The organism is Cupriavidus sp. a3, assembly GCF_051015765.1.
Taxonomy (GTDB): Bacteria; Pseudomonadota; Gammaproteobacteria; order Burkholderiales; family Burkholderiaceae; genus Cupriavidus; species Cupriavidus oxalaticus_A.
On sequence record NZ_CP170643.1, the window covers coordinates 2,108,371 to 2,127,422 of the forward strand.

15 protein-coding genes are annotated in these 19,052 nt (G+C 64.4%); 8 read left to right on the forward strand and 7 right to left on the reverse strand.

Annotation, left to right across the window (positions count from 1 at the left end; genetic code table 11):
* The first annotated feature begins 99 nt into the window (after positions 1 to 99).
* The 4 genes from ACAD63_RS10290 to ACAD63_RS10305 all read left to right on the forward strand — a co-directional run bounded on the left by ACAD63_RS10290 (position 100) and on the right by ACAD63_RS10305 (position 6,933).
* Positions 100 to 3,360 (forward strand): AAA family ATPase, encoded by a 3,261-nt coding sequence (locus ACAD63_RS10290; RefSeq protein ID WP_434033886.1) that lies wholly within the window; start codon positions 100 to 102, stop codon positions 3,358 to 3,360.
* 121 nt (positions 3,361 to 3,481) lie between these two features.
* Positions 3,482 to 4,867, forward strand: coding sequence for an FAD-binding oxidoreductase (locus ACAD63_RS10295; protein ID WP_195429440.1), 1,386 nt, complete (start codon positions 3,482 to 3,484; stop codon positions 4,865 to 4,867).
* A 226-nt stretch (positions 4,868 to 5,093) separates the two neighbouring features.
* Positions 5,094 to 5,447 (forward strand): hypothetical protein, encoded by a 354-nt coding sequence (locus ACAD63_RS10300; protein WP_135706425.1) that lies wholly within the window; start codon positions 5,094 to 5,096, stop codon positions 5,445 to 5,447.
* 640 nt (positions 5,448 to 6,087) lie between these two features.
* The gene (locus ACAD63_RS10305; protein ID WP_240746064.1) at positions 6,088 to 6,933 is read left to right on the forward strand and encodes an SDR family NAD(P)-dependent oxidoreductase; all 846 of its coding nucleotides are present in this window, start codon (positions 6,088 to 6,090) and stop codon (positions 6,931 to 6,933) included.
* Positions 6,934 to 7,002: 69 nt separating this feature from the next.
* On the opposite strand, the gene ACAD63_RS10310 is transcribed toward ACAD63_RS10305, so the two are convergent.
* Positions 7,003 to 7,761 (reverse strand): SDR family NAD(P)-dependent oxidoreductase, encoded by a 759-nt coding sequence (locus tag ACAD63_RS10310; protein WP_135706426.1) that lies wholly within the window; start codon positions 7,759 to 7,761, stop codon positions 7,003 to 7,005.
* 199 nt (positions 7,762 to 7,960) lie between these two features.
* Positions 7,961 to 9,070 (reverse strand): AraC family transcriptional regulator, encoded by a 1,110-nt coding sequence (locus ACAD63_RS10315; RefSeq protein ID WP_434033887.1) that lies wholly within the window; start codon positions 9,068 to 9,070, stop codon positions 7,961 to 7,963.
* 126 nt (positions 9,071 to 9,196) lie between these two features.
* On the opposite strand from ACAD63_RS10315, the gene ACAD63_RS10320 reads away from it, so the two are divergent.
* Together ACAD63_RS10320 and ACAD63_RS10325 are read left to right on the forward strand one after the other, a co-directional pair.
* Positions 9,197 to 9,925: an SDR family NAD(P)-dependent oxidoreductase gene (locus tag ACAD63_RS10320; RefSeq protein WP_434033888.1), complete on the forward strand. Its 729-nt coding sequence runs from the start codon at positions 9,197 to 9,199 to the stop codon at positions 9,923 to 9,925.
* Between the two features lie 94 nt (positions 9,926 to 10,019).
* Positions 10,020 to 11,078: an AraC family transcriptional regulator gene (locus tag ACAD63_RS10325; RefSeq protein WP_434033889.1), complete on the forward strand. Its 1,059-nt coding sequence runs from the start codon at positions 10,020 to 10,022 to the stop codon at positions 11,076 to 11,078.
* A 128-nt stretch (positions 11,079 to 11,206) separates the two neighbouring features.
* Here the strand turns inward: ACAD63_RS10325 and ACAD63_RS10330 are convergent, their stop codons facing one another.
* The 5 genes from ACAD63_RS10330 to ACAD63_RS10350 all read right to left on the reverse strand — a co-directional run bounded on the left by ACAD63_RS10330 (position 11,207) and on the right by ACAD63_RS10350 (position 16,968).
* Positions 11,207 to 12,067 carry an SDR family NAD(P)-dependent oxidoreductase gene (locus tag ACAD63_RS10330; protein WP_434033890.1) on the reverse strand — a complete coding sequence of 287 codons (861 nt, stop codon included), beginning with the start codon at positions 12,065 to 12,067 and terminating at the stop codon, positions 11,207 to 11,209.
* Positions 12,068 to 12,102: 35 nt separating this feature from the next.
* Positions 12,103 to 13,122, reverse strand: coding sequence for an NADP-dependent oxidoreductase (locus tag ACAD63_RS10335; RefSeq protein ID WP_135706429.1), 1,020 nt, complete (start codon positions 13,120 to 13,122; stop codon positions 12,103 to 12,105).
* A 77-nt stretch (positions 13,123 to 13,199) separates the two neighbouring features.
* Positions 13,200 to 14,462: a serine hydrolase domain-containing protein gene (locus ACAD63_RS10340; RefSeq protein WP_434033891.1), complete on the reverse strand. Its 1,263-nt coding sequence runs from the start codon at positions 14,460 to 14,462 to the stop codon at positions 13,200 to 13,202.
* A gap of 258 nt (positions 14,463 to 14,720) precedes the next feature.
* Positions 14,721 to 15,698 carry a tripartite tricarboxylate transporter substrate binding protein gene (locus ACAD63_RS10345; protein ID WP_434033892.1) on the reverse strand — a complete coding sequence of 326 codons (978 nt, stop codon included), beginning with the start codon at positions 15,696 to 15,698 and terminating at the stop codon, positions 14,721 to 14,723.
* Between the two features lie 259 nt (positions 15,699 to 15,957).
* Positions 15,958 to 16,968, reverse strand: coding sequence for an AraC family transcriptional regulator (locus tag ACAD63_RS10350; RefSeq protein ID WP_135706432.1), 1,011 nt, complete (start codon positions 16,966 to 16,968; stop codon positions 15,958 to 15,960).
* 167 nt (positions 16,969 to 17,135) lie between these two features.
* Here ACAD63_RS10350 and ACAD63_RS10355 point away from each other — a divergent pair, with 167 nt between their 5' ends.
* Complete coding sequence (locus tag ACAD63_RS10355; protein WP_133098082.1) at positions 17,136 to 18,194, forward strand: 3-keto-5-aminohexanoate cleavage protein; 1,059 nt, start codon at positions 17,136 to 17,138, stop codon at positions 18,192 to 18,194.
* Between the two features lie 110 nt (positions 18,195 to 18,304).
* On the forward strand, positions 18,305 to 19,051 hold the full coding sequence (locus ACAD63_RS10360) for an SDR family NAD(P)-dependent oxidoreductase (RefSeq protein WP_434033893.1): 747 nt from the start codon (positions 18,305 to 18,307) through the stop codon (positions 19,049 to 19,051).
* Position 19,052: the final 1 nt, after the last annotated feature.

A 19,052-nucleotide genomic window follows, 5' to 3' on the forward strand; every position in this document is an offset into this window, starting at 1 on the left:
CTGGGGGCGTTGGAGAGTTCCGCACGAGCGCTACAGCAGTGCGCACCGCAAGCCGCCTGCAGGAGTTCCCCATCGCTATGTGCCGCATTGCGCTCCAGCATGACTGCCCAGGCCCGCTTCTCCGTCCATTTGTTTGGCGAGTTCCAGCTCGACGGCGCTGACGCGCCCCGGTTTAACGCAAACGCGCCCCGCTTGCAGTCGCTGCTCGCCTGCCTTGTCCTGCATCGTGACGCACCGCTGACGCGGCAGCAGCTCGCCTTACTGTTCTGGCCTGATTCCTCGCAGACGCAGGCGCGCAACGCCCTGCGTCAACTGCTGTTTCAGCTGCGCAAGGCCTGGCCGGAGGCTGATCAGTTTATCCATGCCGATGCGCAATCGGTGCGATGGCTGCCCGATTCGGCGCTCGACGTCGACGTGGCGCAGTTCCAGTCCGCGCTTGCGGCTGCGGCAAGGGCCTTGAGGCACGGCGACGCAGGCGCTGAAGAAGCGCTGCTGACGCATGCCGCGGATCTCTATCGCGGTGACCTGCTGGCCAACTGCTATGACGAGTGGATCCATCCCGAGCGCGAAAGGTTGCGCGAACAGTGCATCGCGGCGCTCGCGCGCCTCGGTCAACTGAGTGAGGAGCGGCGAGACTATGCCAAGGCGTTGAAGTACACACAGCAGTTGCAGCGGCTCGATCCGTGCCGGGAACCCACCTGCCTGGCGCTGATGCGCCTGCATGCGCTGAACCACGATCACGCATCGGCCATGCGCGCCTATCGTAGCTGTGTGGAGACGCTCGCTCGCGAACTGAGCGTCCTGCCGGGCGAGCCCCTGCGCGAGGCCTATGCACGGCTGGCTGCGCAGGACGCCTCAATGCAGCGCCAGCGCCCGCGGGACGCGATGCTGCCAATGATCGGCCGGCATGACGAATGGCGCCGGCTGCTTGAAGTCTGGCAGCGCACCCAGCTGGGGGACAAGCAGTTTGTCCTGATCCTGGGCGAAGCCGGCATCGGCAAATCGCGCCTGGCGGAGGAATTGCTCGTCCACCTGGCCGAGCAAGGCATCACTGTGGCGCATGCGCGCGCCTATGCGGCCGAGGGCCAGCTCGCGTTTGCGCCGGTGACCGGCTGGCTGCGCAGTCCTGGCCTGAGTGGCGCAATCGGCAAGCTCGACAGGGTGTGGCTGACCGAAGTCACGCGCCTGTTGCCCGAACTGCTCACGCAGCAATCCGGACTGTCGCCGCCGTCGCCTCTTACCGAATACTGGCAGCGCCAGCGGTTCTTCGAGGCGCTTGCACGGGCGGTGCTTGCACCCTGCGGGCCGTTGTTGCTGCTGCTGGACGACCTGCAATGGTGCGACGGCGAGACGCTCGAATGGCTGCGCTTCCTGATGCGTTTCGACGCGGCCGCAAAGCTGATGGTGGTCGCAACGGCGCGCCCCGAGGAAATCATGCCGCGACACGCTTCGAACCGGCTGCTGGACGCACTACGCCGCGACGATCAGCTCATCGAGATCTCATTGGCAACACTCGATGCCGCCGAAACGGCAAAGGTAGCAGCCCAGATCCTGAACCGACCGCTGGCCGACGCGGAGGCAACCCGGCTGTTCAAGGAGAGCGAGGGTAACCCGCTGTTTGCGATCGAAATGATGCGGGCTCGCTCCGACACGATGCCGGTCGGGAACGCACAGGGCGGCATGGCGTCGAAGTTGCCGCCCAAGGTTTACACCATTATCTCGAACCGGCTGGCGCAGCTTCCCCCCGGCGCTCGCGATATCGTCGGGGTTGCCGCAATCATTGGACGGGCATTCACGACCGACATCCTCGCCCAGGCCAGCGACCTCGGCGATGATGCCCTGGCAGGGGCCCTGGACGAACTGTGGCAGCGGCGCATCGTGCGCCAGACCGACGGTAGCGGCCTGGCGTTTGACTTCAGCCATGACAAGATCCGCGACGTGGCATACGCCGAAGTAAGCCCGTTGCAGCGCCGCCGCCTGCATTTGCGCGTGGCGCGAGCGCTCGAGCAGGCGCCGGGCGATGGGCCCGACGTGGCAAGCGCGCAGATCGCGTGGCACTATGCGCAGGCGGGCCTGCCAGCCGAGGCGGCGGCATTCTATCGGCGCGCGGCGGCCGTTGCGCAAAGTGTTTATGCCTATGACGATGCCATCGCATTGCTGATGCGCGGCCTGGTGCAAGCGGACCGGATTGCCGATCCGCAGGAGCGCGCCAGTCAGTCGCTGGCCCTGCAACTCGACCTTGCGCCACCGATTCGCATCGCCCGGGGCTGGGCCGCCCCCGAACTGGAGGCGCCGCTGCGACGCGCGGTGGAACTGAGCCGGCTGGCGGGTGACACCAGCCAGCAGGCACGCGCCCAGGTCAGTCTTTCATTTTTTCTGGCGGTGAGGGCGGAACTTGCACAGGCACGCAGCCTGAGCGAGGAACTGATTGCGAGGTTGGGGCCGCTGGGCTCCGATACTTACTCGGTGATGGCATGGACCAGCGTCATGGGTAGCCTGGTCCAGCAAGGCGACTGGATGGCCGCCGAGCCCGCATATCAACGTGCGCACCGCGCTTATGACGAAACCCAGCACGCGGAGCATACGTCCCTGATGGGCGGTAACTTCGGCGTGCTGGCCGCAGCGTGGTCGGCGCACGCATTGTGGTTCGGCGGGCTTGCCGATCAGGCCCTTCAGCGTGGACACGAAGCGCTGGGGGCGGCGAACCGGGTAGCGCACCCGTTCTCCCAGGCGCTCGCGCTGTCATACCTCGCGACGCAGCATGCGCTGCGACGTGAGCACGGTCTCACGCTGCGCTATGCCCGCCAGGCGCACGAGATTGCCGACCAGTACCACGTTGGCTACTACCTCGCGTGGTCAGGCATGCTGCTCGCCTGGGCCAATGCGAAACAGTCTCCTGGCGCCGACGCGGTGGCGTCGATGCAGGCGGCGATCGAGGATTTTCACGCGACGGGTGCACGCCTGCGCCTGCCGCTCTACCTGGCCATGCTGGCTGAATGCCTGGGCGACGCAGGCGAGACCGAGGCTGCGTTGGCGGCCCTTGACCAGGCGCTTGAATGCGCCGGGCGCACGGGCGAGCACTGGATGGATGCCGAACTGCACCGTCTGCGCGGTGAATTGTTGCTGCGCAGCAGTGCCGATCTTGCCGCAGCCGAGTCTTCGCTGATGCAGGCGATCGAGATCGCCACAGCCCAACGCGCGCTGCCGCTGGAACTGCGTGCAGCCCTGTCGTGGGCAACGCTGCGAACCTCGCAGGGGCGCGTCGATCCGCATAAGGTGGTCGAGGCGCCGCTTGCGCGATGCACCGAGGGCTTCGATCAGCCCGACATCGTCAGCGCGCGGGCGTTACTCGCGCGTTAGTTCCGGCTCGGCCACCGCGCGCCGGTGGAGCGGCAGAGTCCCCCATGTAACGGCTCACCTAACGCTTTCGAAACGCCCGGGTTGCTAAAACTCCTGCATACCAGCCGGACAGGAGGCAACCATGGCAGCTTCATTGAGCGAACCCGTCGCAACCGCACTCAAGGCGCATTTCCGGGGACAGCTGATTCAGCCGGGTGAGGCGGCTTACGACCAGGCGCGCGCCGTGTACAACGGCATGATCGACAAGCATCCCGCGATCATCGCGCGCTGCGTCGATGTGGCGGACGTCATCGCAGCGGTCAACGCCGCGCGCGACGGCCGGATGCTGCTGGCCGTGCGTGGCGGCGCGCACAATGGCGCCGGGCTGGGCACCTGCGATGGTGGACTGGTGATCGACCTGTCGCCAATGAAGGGCGTGCTTGTCGACGCCGCACGCAAGACGTTGCGGGTTGGCGGTGGCTGCACCTGGGGCGACGTGGATCACGCCGCCAGTGCCTATGGGCTGGCAACGCCGAGTGGTTTTATCTCGACCACCGGTGTAGGTGGACTGACGCTCGGTGGCGGCATCGGCTACCTCAGCCGCGCCTACGGCCTGACGATCGACAATCTGCTCAGCGCCGAGGTTGTGCTGGCCGACGGGCGCGTCGTCACCGCAAGCGAAGAGGAAAATGCCGACCTGTTCTGGGCGTTGCGCGGTGGCGGTGGCAACTTTGGCGCGGTGACATCGTTCGAGTTCAAGGCGCATCCCGTTGCGACGGTCTATGGCGGCCCGATGCTGTGGCCGATGGAGCAGGCACGCGAGCTGATGACATGGTGGCGCGACTTCATCCTGAGCGCGCCGCAGCACATCAACGGCTGGTTCGGTTTCGTCACCGTGCCGCCGGCGGCGCCTTTCCCGGAGGAAGTCCACCTGCAGAAGATGTGTGCCGTGGTGTGGTGCTACACCGGGCCGCTCGACCAGGCCGAAACGCATTTCCGTGCGATTCGCGAGGTCATGCCGCCAGCGGTGGACTTCGCCGGCCCAATCCCCTGGCCTGTCCTGCAGAGCCTGTTCGATGGACTGTATCCGGCTGGCTTGCAGTGGTACTGGAAAGCCGACTTCGTCAGCGACCTGAGCGACAAAGCCATCGATCTGCACATCAAGTACGCGCAGCAGTTGCCGTCGATGCACTCGACCATGCACCTGTATCCGATCAATGGTGCCGCGCATCGTGCCGGTTGCGGCGACACGGCCTTCAGCTACCGCGATGCCAACTTTGCCAGCGTGATTGTCGGCGTGGATCCCGACCCGGCCAACAACGATCGCATCGTGCAGTGGGCGAAGGACTACTGGCTGGCGCTGCATCCGTACTCTGCTGGCGGCGGCTATATCAACATGATGATGGATGAGGGCGATGACAACGTGAGGGCGTCCTATCGCGACAACTATGCGCGGCTGGCGCAGATCAAGCGCAAATACGACCCGGCCAACCTGTTCCGCGTGAACCAGAACATCAGGCCTGCCTGACACAACAAGCTAGCGCCCCGAGGAAGGGCCCGCCTTTCCCCGCGCATGCGTACTAACTGATCCATGATTCCGGCGCAACGCCGCTGCCACGAGATGGCAGCCGGCCCGCGCCAGGCAACGGCTTGCACGGCAGAGGCGATCCCGTGCGGCCCGCGACGTTCCCTGTGATCGCCTGTAGAAGAGTGCCGTCGCGGCAACGCCGCCGGCACCCCTGTTGGAGATAGCAATGCATAAGAAACTCGCCAAGACCCTGCTTGCCACTGCCGCACTTGCCGCCGGGCTCAGCCAGACCGCCCACGCCGGTTCATACGCTGATGCACTGATCGTTGCCATGCCGGAACACAGCGGCCAGCGGGACGTCTTTACCGAGGGCGCGCGCGGTCTGGCCAGCGAGGCCACCATGCTGCCCGTCGTCGCATATCAGGGCAGGTTCGTGTGCGCGGTCCGTGGCTTTGATCCGTACCGGGACGGCATGCGCAAGCCTGATCCTTACACCGATGGCGCCCGCATCAGCTCGCGCGACGGCTTCACCGACGGCGCGCGCGGCGAGGCGCGCGACAGCGGCGAGTGCCTGACCTGAGCGGGGCAAGGCAATGGAGCAACGTTCAGCCCGATGTCCGTCGGGCTTTGGCGAGGACAATCTGCCTACCTAAGGGAGCACTTAGGGGCGGCATGCATCACTGACCAGGGCGGAAAACACCGTGCGCGTCTTGCCATTATTGACCACATAGGGATCAGGTCTTGTCGTCTGGACTTCTATCGCCGTGACAACTACCCTGCTTGGAATCGCCGGTCCGCCGTTGCGGCGACCGGCGCTTCTTTTTCCGCATATGGGGAGCAGGGGGCCGACGTCCTGGTCATGGGACACATCCCATCACTTGCCCTGCCCCAAACTGTCAATCCTGTGCCCCGGATTGTCAACTCAAGTGGTCGTCATCCCCGGATACTTGCTGGGCTTGCATGCGATGGCGCGTCTCGTTGCGCCCTCCGCCTGACTAGCCATCTTCCGGCCGGCATGGAATTTCCCATCCGAATCCGCGGAAGGAGACCCATGAGCAAGACAAGCAGCGAGCCGACGTACTTGCCAGTTTCGAACGTGTCGCTGCGCTGGCGGGACTGGGATCTCGCGGCTTTCGGGACGTGATGCCGCGGCATCACGCACTGTATCCGGCCGCCACTAGCGGCGGCCCGACCCACAACACGCGCGGCACGCGCACGGCATGGATCCGGCGCAGCTTCGCAAGGAGACGACATTGGAACTGAAGGACAAAGTAGCCATCATCACCGGGGCTGGCCAGGGTGGCGGCGAAGGCATCGCGCACGTGCTGGCGCGGGAAGGGGCCAGGATCGCCGTGGTTGACCTGAACCTTGAGGCGGCCCGGCGTGTCGCTTCCAGCCTCGATCCGGAGGGAAAGCGTGCCATTGCCATCCGCGCCGACGTCAGCAAGAAGGCCGAAGCGCAAGCCATGGCCACCCAGACCCTCGAGGCGTTCGGTGCCATCGACATCCTGGTCAACAATGCCGGCGTGGGCGGGGCCTCCGCCCTGGTCTGCGACGTGACCGAGGAGAACTGGGACCGCGTGATGGGGGTGAATGCCAAGGGCATCCTGTTCTGCTGCCAGGCGGTCATCCCGGCAATGAGGGCGCAGGGAAAGGGCAAGATCGTCAATATCGATTCGATCGCCGGCATTCGCATGGCGTACTTCAGCAGCGTCGATTACACCGCCTCCAAGCATGCGGTAACGGGACTGACCCAGCATCTTGCATGGGAGTTGGCCGACCAGCGCATCAACGTCAATGCGGTATGTCCCGGCGGCATCCGGACGCCTGCGATCGAAGCATACGCAAGCCCCGAAAAGCGCGAGGCCCTGATCCGGCGCACGGTACCGCTGGGCCGGTTCTGCGAGCCCTCGGAGATCGGTGAAGCGGTGTCCTTTCTCGCCAGCGAGCGCGCGGACATGATCACGGGCCAGATGCTGGCGGTGGACGGCGGCACCCTTACCGGCTACGGCGAGGATCTGCGTGCGGTGTTGCGCCAGCGGCTCCAGGAAGGCAACAGCCACTGAGGCCGGCAGCAAGCCGCGGGCCCCGCTTCGTCCAGGGGCCCGCAGGTCAACCCGCCGATGGCGGCGAAGTCAGTAGTGGATGATGCCCGGCGTCCCGCCGCCGACTGCGATGGCCTCACCGTTGATTGCCACGCTCAATGGCGAGGCGAGGAAGGTCACCACGCAAGCGACCTCGCTGGCATCGACCATGCGGCCAAGGGAACTCCTGGTCGCCGCCCATGCCTCGGTTGCCGCGTCGGTCTTCTCGGTGCGCGTTGGCCCGGGATGGACCGCCGTGACATTGATGCCCTTCGGGCCAAGTTCGTCAGCAAGGTTCTTGGTGATGGCCGCCACGCCGACGTTGCGCAGCGTGGCGACGGGCCGGCCCGTGTGGTAAATCGCCAGGCCACCGATATTGATGATGCGGCCCCAGCCATTCGCGGCGAGATGCGGGGCCAGCGCCCGCGCGGTGCGAAGGTAGCCGATGACCTTGATGTCGATGTCTTCGAGCGCTTGCGCATCGACGATCTCGTCGAGCTGCGTGGCTGGTGAAATGCCGCCCGGCATGGCCGCAGCATTGATCAGGATATCGATGCCGCCCAGGGCTTCAATGGCCCGCGCCACCATGGCGTCGACAGAAGCCTTGTCGGCGGTGTCGACCGTGAGCGGCACAATGCGGCGGCCGGTCAGCGCCGCAAGTTCCGCGGCGGTCGCTTCCAGCGCTTCTTTCGCGCGAGCGGCGAGCACGACGTCCACCCCTTCCTGCGCGAGCTGAAGGGCAATCGTCTTGCCAATGCCGCGGCTGCCGCCGGTCACGATTGCACGCTTGCCTTCTAACTTCAGGTCCATGATCTCTCCGATTTCCTTCAATGGCTTTGGGGCGATCGTGCCATGAACACGTCGCCCCCTGGTCGCTTTGCGTCAACGCGTACACGGCCATCCGTTTCGTCGAGCGGGACCAGCAGGTGGCGGCACGTGACGACGTCGGCATCGGGACAAAGGTGGCTCATGTCGGCACCCCGACCAGCACACGCCCTTGCTCCAGCGCTCACGCGTCCGTGATTTGCATCGAATACACCTCGTGTTCCGTTTCGACCCGGACGCATGCTAGCCGCGGCGCACCTGATGCCACTGCGCACCGCTGGCGCGTATTTTCCGGTGCCGGTGGTTGACGGCGCCACGCCGACACGCTGCAGCCGAAGCGCATGGAGAACCACCGGGAGAAGGCACTGAGCGAGGAAAAGCCCATCAGGATCGCAACCTCCGACAGCGGTCGTTCGCTGTTTTTCACGTACCTCGTGACGAGATCGACCCTGACTGCATCGACGACGGCCAGGTAGTTCTGTCCATAGGCAGCCAGATGGCGATGCATCGTCTTGCGGTCGATGCCAAGCTGCCGGGCCACCTGTTCGGCCCCGCACTCGCCGGCTGGCAACAGCGCGAATACCAGCTTCCGTACCTTGTCGGGCATGGTGGAGCCGGATTGCGCCAGCTTGATATCCAGGAATTCGCGCGCATGCCGGCCCAGCGCCGGATCCGAGGCTGCGCCAGCCACGTCGAGATCGGAGGCAGCCAGCACGATGCCATCGAAATCCTGGCGGAATCGCACCGGTACACCGAACACGCGCCGATGCGTGGCAAGGCTGGCTGGCGCGGCGTGGCTGAAGCAGACGCTGCGTGGCTTCCATGCCGATCCGGCAAGCAGCTTGAACAACCGGAACCAGAGGCAAATGACGAATTCCGTCGATTGCTGCATAGAACCTTCCACGGACACGAGGAGTTCAAGCCTGACAAGCGCGGCGTCCCCGACCGTCTCGATGCGCAAATCGATACCTTCGTTGAGCAAATGCAGATAGCGCGCCATCGCATCCAGCGCATTGCGCAGCGTGGCGCCCTCGCGCATCACCGTCCACAGGGGGCCCTGTGTTGTCAGTTGACGGGCTTCCGCCACGCGTAGCCCAAGATCTTCCAGGCCGGCAAGCTGCGCCGAATCTTCCAGCAACTGCGTGACCGACTTCGCCGGCACCCGCATTTCCGGGTCCACCAGGGCCGTCGGGCTGATACCCGCCTGCCGGAGTTGGCGGTAGGGATCCAGGCCGAGTTGGCGGGCCACGTCGACAAACTCCGTCAGGTTCACGTGTTGCAGCAGCGTCGACATAGGAGTTCCCCCAAGGTGCCCCAAAATGTAAAGTCGCTGCCCCGGAATGTCAATGCATCGCGCGCCGGTTCTTCAATACTTGCATCGACCCTTCTGCTTCCGCAAAGCGAGACCGAGAGACTGACAATGAGCCAGATCGACCCCAACCTGCTCAAGGACAAAGTTGCCGTGATCACCGGCGCGGGCCGCGGCATCGGACGCACCATTGCACTGGCCTATGCCAGCGCCGGTGCTGCGGTGGTATGCAGCTCCCGCAGCGAAGCCGACATCGGGCAGACAGCCGCGCTGATCCGCGAAGCGGGTGGCCGGGCCATTGCCCAGACCGTAGACGTGGCGGACTACGAGACCGTCGCGAGCCTGTTCCGGCGCGCCAGCGATACCTTTGGCGGTGTCGATATCGTCGTGGCCAATGCCGGTGTCGCGCTCGAGCAGCGCAGGATCGCTGACGGCGATCCCGCGCTCTGGCGCAAGACCATCGATATCAACCTGACCGGTGCCTACCACACTGCCCATGCCGCCATTCCCCACCTGCGGCGCCGCGGCACCGGCAAGATCATCATGATCGGTTCCGGCCAGCGCAAGCGGCCCAACGCGGGCTTTTCGGCCTACTCGTGCTCCAAGAGCGGCCTGTGGATGCTTACCCAGTCGCTGGCGTTGGAGCTCCAGGAGGACAACATCAGCGTCAATGAGCTGATACCGGGGCCGGTCAGGACGGACATGACGCGCGACGTTGCCGCGCCGCCCGGCGAATGGTTCAAGGATCCCGCGGACGTCGTCCCGCTTGCCCTGTTCCTGGCCGGCATGCCTGATTTCGGCCCCAGCGCGCAGAGCTACAGCCTGATGCGCCGCGCCTGACGCCAAGGTGGGCGACAGACCCGGCGCAGACACAGTTCCCGCGACAAACGCCGGCTGCAATGGCCTTGCAGCCGCTGCCCGTGCAAGGAGGCCCATGAGCCGTTTGGTCCGCAGTGCCACGCTGACGCGCTATACCGAGGTGGCCCGCTCGGTTGGGGTGGATCCACTGCAAATCCTGGCAAAAGTGGGGCTGCCGCCAAGCTGCCTGGACGCCGGCGACAACCTGGTCTGCGCCAGCGCAGTCTGCCGGCTTCTCGAAATGACCGCCGCAGCCTCCGATGCCGAAGACTTCGGCCTGCGCATGGGGGAGGGCCGTCAACTATCGGTTCTCGGGCCCCTCGGCATGGCCGTGCGTGATTCGCGGACGCTGCGCGATGCGCTTGGTGCGATGGTGCGCTACATCACGCTGCACAGCGAGGCTCTGTTCCTCGGCGTGGAGGAACGGGAGGGCGCTCTTGTCATCCGCGTGTCGCTGATGGTCGAGCATTCCGGGCCGACACGCCAGGCCGACGAAATGGTAGTGCTTTCGCTTTACCGGATGCTCCAGGAACTGATCGGTCCACGGTGGCGCGCGCGCCGTATCTGCCTTTCGCATGGCGCCCCAAGCAATCCGGCATCGCACGCGCGCGTGTTCGGCCGGCCGGTGGATTTCGGTTGCGACTTTAACGGCATTGTCTGCGATCTGAAGGACATGGAGGCAGTGCCGTGCTCCGCGCGCCCGGAGCTGGCGCAGTACGCCCATGCCTATCTGGACTCGCTGACTGCGCGTGCGGCCCTGTCCATGACCGAAAAAGTCCGGCGCATGGTGCTGTCCTTGCTCCCTTCGGGAAACTGCAGTGTGGAGCGCGTCGCCAGCCAGCTTGGCGTCGACCGGCGCACGGTCCACCGCAAGCTGCTGCAGGAAGGCTCGACCTTCAGCAGCATTCTCGATGAGGTCCGGGCCTCGCTGGCGGTGCAGTATCTCCGGCATGCGGAACGCCCGGTCAGCTACGTGGCCGTGTTGCTCGGGTTTTCGATGCAGAGCGCGTTCTCGCGCTGGTTCCGCGATCATTTTGGCTGCAGCCCCAGTGCATGGCGCAGCGATGGCGCGCAGTCGGCCGGGCCTGTTGCACGGCAAGTGCTGGTGGCGGCAAGCACGGAGCAGCGCGTCTAGAACCGAATTGCCCAGGCCACCTGTGCCTTGACTGATTCGCGCAAGAGCGGCGAGCACGCCGCTGCCTGCAGCGCCGCATCTTCCGCGGACCAGACCTGCGCCTCACCGTCGAAGCGCGGCTGGATGGATCATGCCGGGAGCGCTCCGGTGGCGATGGCAGGTGCGCGCTCCAGTGCGCCGAGAATCCGCGCGAATCGCGCTTCCAGCCGCGGCCGCATGCGTGTCGGCGTGAAGATATAGAACTCGCCCGCGCGAATGGCCTCCAGTGCCTGGCTGGCCACCAGTTCCGGCGCCGTGCCAGCGGCAATACTGGCCTTGAACGATTCGCTGGCATGGCTTGAGCGTGCGGCGATGAGGGTCTTCACCGGACCCGGACAAAGCACCGAGACGCCAATGCCGGTGCCGTCGAGCTCCTGCTCTAGTGCCTCGCAGAGGGCCACGACGCTGTATTTGGTGGCTGCGTACGCTCCCATCGGAAAGTTGCCGTTCACCCAGAAGCCAGCGCCTGACGCCGTTGCGACGAAATGGGCTGGCTCGCCGTGCCGCCGCAGCAGCGGCAGGAAGTGACGGATGCCGTGAATCACGCCAAACACGTTGATGCCGAACGCGCGTGTCCAGTCCTGCTCGGACAGCGATGCCAGTTCGCCGCTCATATCGATGCCGGCATTGTTGAAGACCAGGTGGATGCGCCCCAGTTTTGCCGCGAACTCCGCCGCCGCATCGCGCACGTCCGCGTCGGAGGAAACATCCAGTACGCGCGTGCAGATGCGCCTGCCGGTCGATGCGAGCCGCTCGCGTGCAGCGTCAAGTCCGTGCGCGTCGATGTCGGCCAGCGCAAGGTCGGCACCGCGCGCCGCCAGTGTATCGGCCAGTGCGAGGCCGATGCCGGACGCGGCGCCCGTGATGATTGCCGTCTTGCCCTGAAAGTCCTGAAGGCGGGGTCGCGCGTCCGGCAGGGATTCGTAGCTGTCGATGTCAGGATGAATCATGGATGTCGCAAGTAAGGACTGAGGGGCCGCGGCATTCAGCCGATGACGGATTCGGGGGCAAGGCGGACAAGCTGCTTGCCGATGTTCTTGCCGGTAAACAGGCGGTTCAGGGCGGCGGGCGCCTGCTCGATGCCCTCAATGACGTCGACCCGGTACTTGAGCTGGCCGTCCCTGACCCATTTCGCCATGGCTTCCACGGCTTCGTGGAACCTCGGCCGGTAGTCCGAAATGAGGAACCCTTCGATGCGGGCGCGTTTCATGATGACGTTGCGGAACATCTTCGGGCTCCACCAGTCACCGCTCGCGTTGTAAGTCGAGATCATTCCGCATAGCGCGATACGGGCACCCGGGTTGATCAGTGCCAGCACGGCGTCCATGGTGTCCCCGCCCACGTTCTCGAAATCGATGTCGATGCCGTCCGGGCAGGCGGCGCGAAGGTCGGCAAGCACGTTGCCCGCCTTGTAGTCGATACAGGCATCCAGGCCAAACTCATCCATGACGAACCGGCATTTGCCCTGGCCGCCCGCAACGCCCACCACCCGGCAGCCGAGTATCTTGCCGATCTGGCCGGCGATCGAGCCGACGCCGCCTGCGGCGGCCGACACCACAATGGTTTCGCCAGCCTTGGGCCTGGCAATGTCGAGCATGCCGAAATAGGCCGTCATGCCGGAGCTGCCCAGCACGCTCGCATAGGCATGCAGGGGCAGGCCGTACTCCACCGGGACGCGCCGGGCAGTTCTTGTTACCGAATACTCTTCCCACGCCATGCCGCCTTCGACAATGTCGCCAGGCTTGAAGTCCGGGTGATGGGACTCCACGACCACGCCCATGGTGACGCCGCGCATCACCTCGCCAAGCGCCACCGGGGCCATGTACTGGTCGATATCGCTCATCCAGACACGGTTGGTCGGCGCCACCATGAGATAGATGTTGCGCACCAGGATCTCGCCGTCCCGCGGTTGTGGCAGCGGCGCTTCCACGAGCTGCAGATCGTTGTCGCCGATATCGCCGACGGGGCGCTGCCTGAGGATCCAGCGCCGGTTCATTGTCTTCATGCTTGCTCCTCCGTAATTCGTGCCTGGCGCCGTGTGTGCGCGGGCCGCACTGCCGGTCGCCGCAATGCGCTCGCTGCTCAGTCTTCCAGCGCGCCGTATACGATGTTGCGTAACAGGGACCGGTATCCGACGCGCGTCGCCAGGTCGTTTTCCTGAAGCATCAGGATGGCGAGCAGCTGCTCTTGCGGATCCGCCCAGAAATAGGTCCCGAGCGCGCCGCCCCAGTAGAAATCGCCGACCGAACCCGGCACCGGGCTCAACCCCCGCGCGGTGCGCACACCCACTGTCAGGCCATGGCCCTGGCCGAGTTCGGGCAATGGTGCGTTGATGCCGAGCCCTGTTGTCGAATTGCCAAAGCGCGTGGACCAGGGCAGGTGGTTGCCAAGCATCAATTCGACGGTCTTCCTGGAGAGCAGGCGCACGCCATCGAGCACACCGCCGTTGAGCAGCATCTGGCAGAACCGCGCGTAGTCGCCGGCCGTGGACAGCAGGCCGGCGCCCCCGGAATGCCAGCGAGGCGGGTCCTGCTCGTCGTAGTCGAACAGGGCGGTGGATTTGCCGGATGCGCCGGAGGGCAGCGCCAGGCCCGCGCCGTCCTGCCTGATCAACCGGAAGCCTGTTGCATGCATGCGCAGTGGCCGCGCCACGCGCTCCGCGACGAAGCGAGCGAGGTCCATGCCCGAGACGATCTCGACAATGCGGCCAAGCACGTCGGTGGACATGCCATATTCGAACACCTCGCCCGGCTGGCATTGCAGCGGGATGGCCGCCAGCTTCGCGACCATCTCGGCATTGGTCTGTCCGGGATCCATCAGGCCGCTATCGCGATACTGGCGCTGCACCAGCGAATCGCCGAATTGCCCGTATGTCAGACCGGAGGTGTGCCGGAACAGGTCGTGAACGTTCATGGCGCGGCGCATGGGCTCGAGCGCAAGGCGGCGCTCCCCGGTATTCGCATCGGCCGACTCGACGCCGACCTGTAGGCGGGCGAACTCGGGGATGTAGCGCTCGACCGGGTCGTTCAGGGCCAGCCGGCCCTCTTCCATCAATATCAGCGCCGCCACGCCGACGACGGGCCGCGTCATCGCTGCAATGCGGAAGACCGAATTGCGCTGCATCGGACGCGACGGGGTATCCGCATGCTCGAAGCCAAACGCATCGAACCAGGCGATGCGGCCTTTGCGCGCAACAAGCACGACAGCGCCCGGGATCTTGCGCCGGTCGACATCCGCATTGATCACCAACGAGATCGACTGCAGCCGCCGCGCGGACAGCCCCACCTCTTCGGGGGTGTCGGCATAGTCCAGGGCATGGGTGAGAGGCAAAGCAAGCTCCTGCAAGGTTCGGCGGACTGAGAGGCGGCGGTGCGCGGTGCGCTGTGCCGTGAGGTATGTGTGCCGATTCTAGGCAGACGGTCGGCCTGGCGATTGATGATAGGGGTCTTTGCCGTGACCGCCGGGGACATTGCGCAAGCGGGTGTCGATGGAGATCGGGGAGGAGGGAGCGATCGGCGAAGGTTGAAGAATCGCGCCGATCGTCGCGATGGCCTAAAGCTCCGGCAGGAAGGAAACAGCCAACGCCGCCGGAGCCGCTGACAGTCAGGGCTGGATGTTATTGGCCTTCACGATGGCGGCATTGCGATCGTATTCGGCGCGCAAGGCCTGACCAAGCTGAGCCAGGGTTTGCGCTGGCACGGTCTCGAAGCCGAGCCCGAGAATCCGGTCCTGCACCTTGGACGTCGAGGCTGCCTTGTAGACGGCAGCCTGGATCTTCTGGACCACGTCTGACGGCACCCTGGACGATACGAACACGCCCGCCCAGTTGTTGAAGTCAATGTTCGGATAGCCCAGCTCGGCAAAGGTCGGGACCTGTGGCAGCAGCGGCGAACGCTGTTTCGCGGCCAGGGCATAGGCCTGCAGCTTGCCGGCCTTGATCATCGGCAGCGAGGTCACCATCCCGTCGTACATCACGGCGATCTGTCCGCCCATGACCTGTGTCAGCGCCGGGGGAGAGCCGGCAAAAGGCACGTGCTGCAGATCCATGCCAGCTCTCTGGTTCATGATCAGACCGGCATAGTGGGCGACCGTGCCTGCGCTGTAGGAAGCAAAACTGAGCTGGCCCGAATGGGCCTTCGCATAGCTGACCAGGCCTGGCAGGTCCTTGGGCGGCAGGCTCGTCGACCCGACCAGCACGAGGGTCGACCTGGCCACTGCGGCCACGGGCTTCACGTCCTTTATTGGATCGAAGGACGTCTTCATCACATGCGGGATTTCCGTGAGCACGTTGGTGGTCGACACCAGGATGGTCTGCCCGTCAGCCGGCGCCGCCAGCATGGTGTTGATCGCAATGCTGCCGCCGGCGCCCGGCTTGTTATCGACCACCACGGGCTGGCCCAGTTCCGCCGTGAGCGCTTCGGACAGCACGCGTGCCAGCACATCCATGGTGCCGCCGGCAGGCGCAGGGATCAGTACCCGGACCGGCTTGTTGGTCCATGCCATGGCGACGGGCATGGACAGGGCCAGGACAGCGCAAACGGCGGCGCGGCGCACGCAGTTCAGGGCAGGGCGGATTTGCATAGATGTCTCCCCGTTATGGGTGTGGGCTCGAAATGGGTGCCATTGACGACGGAAGTCGTGCGAGAAGTATGAGCGGTCGATGCAAAGCCTCTTAACATTCGGGGGCAAATACTTGACATTTCGGGACAGTTAGGGAAAGCCCAATGGGGGCCTTTCGGGCCGCGTGCAGGAACACGAGAAGATGCCGGCGAACATGATCGCCACCGTTAGTTGAGAGACCGGCGTCGGAGTGGCGAATAAAGCCGCATAGGCACGCGGCTCATCTCAAGCTTCGCAGCTTCATGCTGCGCCACTGCGTCGGCGTCATGCCGAACTGCGCCGTGAACCAGCGGACGAACGAGCCATAAGCAGAGTAGCCAAGCGATTCGGCAATGCGTCCAAGCGAGTAAGTTCTGTTGTCCATATAGTGGGTAACGAGATCGCGCCTTACGCCATTGACCATGTCTGAGAAGACCTTTCCAGCGCCTTCGAGTTGGCGCTGCAGTGTACGCACGTTCATCCCCAGGCCCTGAGCAACCTGCTCGATCGTCGCGCGTCCTGCCGGAAGCATCAGATAGATGGCCTTGCGCACCTCGAGCACAATCGACGGCTCGTTGGCGCCCGGCAGGCCTGCAAGCAGGCGTTGCGCATGGCGTGCCATGACCGGGTCGGCAATCGGGTTGGGCAAGTCCAGGTCGGCAGCGCGGCAGATCAAGCCATTGAAAGCGCTTGCAAACTCCAGCTTCCCCCCGAAGATGCGGCGGTGCAGCCGCAGATCATCGGGAGCGTCATGAGTGAAATGGACGCTGAGGGGATGCCAGGACGTGCCGATCAGTGTGCTGCACATGCGTGACAGTGTGCCCAGTGCCAGCTCGACGGACTGCATGGTCGGCCCGGCCTCATCCGCGACGACGTCCTCACGCACGATGACCTTCCTGCCGGTCTCCTCAATACGGATGACCAGGAATTCATTCATCAGGTGGCGATACTGAACCATGGTTCCAAGCGCGTCGCGCAGCGTTCTTTGATGCGTGAGCAATACGCTGACGACGCCGAGGTCGGACAGCTGCCACAGGTCGGCCATACGCAGCCCGAACGTCGGGCATTGCGTGAGTCGCGCTGACTCTTCCAGCAAGGTTACGGCGGCACTCCCGGAAATCCAGTGTTCCGGGTCTGCAAGCATCTCGCTGCTCAACCCCAGCTTGCGCAGCAACGGCCGCGGTTCAAGGTCCAGTTGCTTCGCAACCTTGAAATAGTGGGTCAGCACGCCAGTGCGAATCAATGTGCTCATTGCCTCTCCTTCACCCGGTGTAGCCCGGATCCATTCGTTCCGGGGAAACCCGAATGCCTCGGCATTCTGTCACGAAATGAGACATGAATGTCGTGAAATGAGAGACAACGTCCAACCCGGGATTACTAGACTAATCCCGTGAATCGACGATGAACAAGGAGATAGAAATGCAATTTCTGGATGACTCGCTGCACCCCGAGAACATGGACAAGGTGGTCATCACCGTGGCTCCGTACGGCCCGGAGTGGATGCCGGAAGATTTCCCCGAAGACATCCCCGTGACCATGGAAGAGCAGATCCAGAAAGCGGTGGATTGCTATGAGGCCGGCGCCAGCGTGCTGCACCTGCACGTACGTGAGCCGGATGGCAAGGGATCCAAGCGCCTGTCCATGTTCAACGAACTGATCGCCGGCGTGCGTAAGGCGGTGCCGGACATGATCATCCAGGTCGGCGGCTCGATCTCGTTCGCACCGGAAGATGAAGGCCAGGCCGCGAAGTGGCTGGATGATGACACGCGTCACGCGCTGGCGGATCTCGACCCCAAGCCGGACCAGGTGACGGTAGCACTCAACACCATCCAGATGAACATCATGGAGCTGATCTACCCGGAGTTCTACGAGAACACGCACATGGCCAACCCGGCCGTCTACGACGCCTACCGTGAAATGATCGTTCCGGCCGGCCCGGCCTGGGCGGAAGAGCACCTGCGCCGCCTGCAGGAAGCCGGCATCCAGCCGCACTTTCAGCTGGTGGGCATGCATGCGCTCGAAACGCTGGACCGCATGGTGCGCAGGGGCCTCTACAAGGGCCCGCTGAACCTTACCTGCATCGGCATCGGTGGCGGCCACCACGGACCGCATCCGTACAACCTGTTCGACTTCATCCAGCGGGCGCCGGACGGCTGCACCATCACCTCGGAGTCATTGTTCAAGAACGTACTGCCGTGGAACACGATGGCGCTGGCAATGGGTATGCACGTGCGCTGCGGCATCGAGGACACCCTCATCGATCAGCACGGCAATCGCTTCACCTCGGTGCAGCAGATCCAGCAGACCGTGCGTATCGCCAAGGAGTTGGGCCGCGAGATCGCCGATGGCAAGGAAGCGCGGGAAATCTACCGCATCGGCACCTGGTACGACGATGTCGATGAAACCCTGGCCGCCAACGGCATGACCCCGAACCGCAAGCCTGGTGTCAAGAACGTGCCGCTGCGCAACGCAGCCTGAGCCGCCGGCTACGGCGCAGACAATGAATCGATCCGGTTGATGTGTGCACTCCAGCCTGAATTGGTGCAACTGGATCGATCTGTTTTGACTTGATTCAAATAGGGAATGTCATGACTCGTACCGTCGTTCTCGTTACGGGAGCCACGTCTGGAATCGGCCGCGCAACCGCGCTTGCATTTGGCCGTGATGGGGCACAAGTGGTTTGCTCCGGCCGCAATGCCACCGCAGGCGCCGCACTTGTGTCACAACTCCGGGAGCTCGGTGCCGAAGCCGAGTTCGTGCCCGCTGACGTACCTAATGAGGAGCAGGTCCGCCAACTTGTCGAGCACACCGTCAACCGCTTTGGACGGCTCGATGTCGCAGTGAACAGTGCCGGGACGGAAGGCACGCCAGGGTCGATCGTTGACCAGACGGTGGAATCCTATGCAGCGACCTTCGACGCCAATGTCCTTGGGACGTTCCTGAGCATGAAGTACGAGTTGCGCGTCATGCTGGAGCAGAAGGAGGGCGTTGTGATCAACCTCTCCTCCACCATGGGAAGCCGCGGCAACGCACAGAATCCGATGTATGTGGCCAGCAAGCACGCAATCGAAGGCTTGACCAAGGCCGCAGCACTCGATGCGGCCAGATCGAATGTACGAGTGAATGCGGTTGCCCCTGGACCGATCGAGACCGGGATGCTGGATCGCATCGCGGGAGGCGCCGAGAAAGTTGCGGCAGTTGCCGCGAGTATCCCGGCGGGTCGCATCGGGACCCCGGAGGAGGTCGCCGACGCCATCGTGTTCCTGGCCTCCCCACGGTCCAGGTACATAACGGGCCAGATTGTCGCAGTCAATGGCGGCAAGACAGCGATGTAGT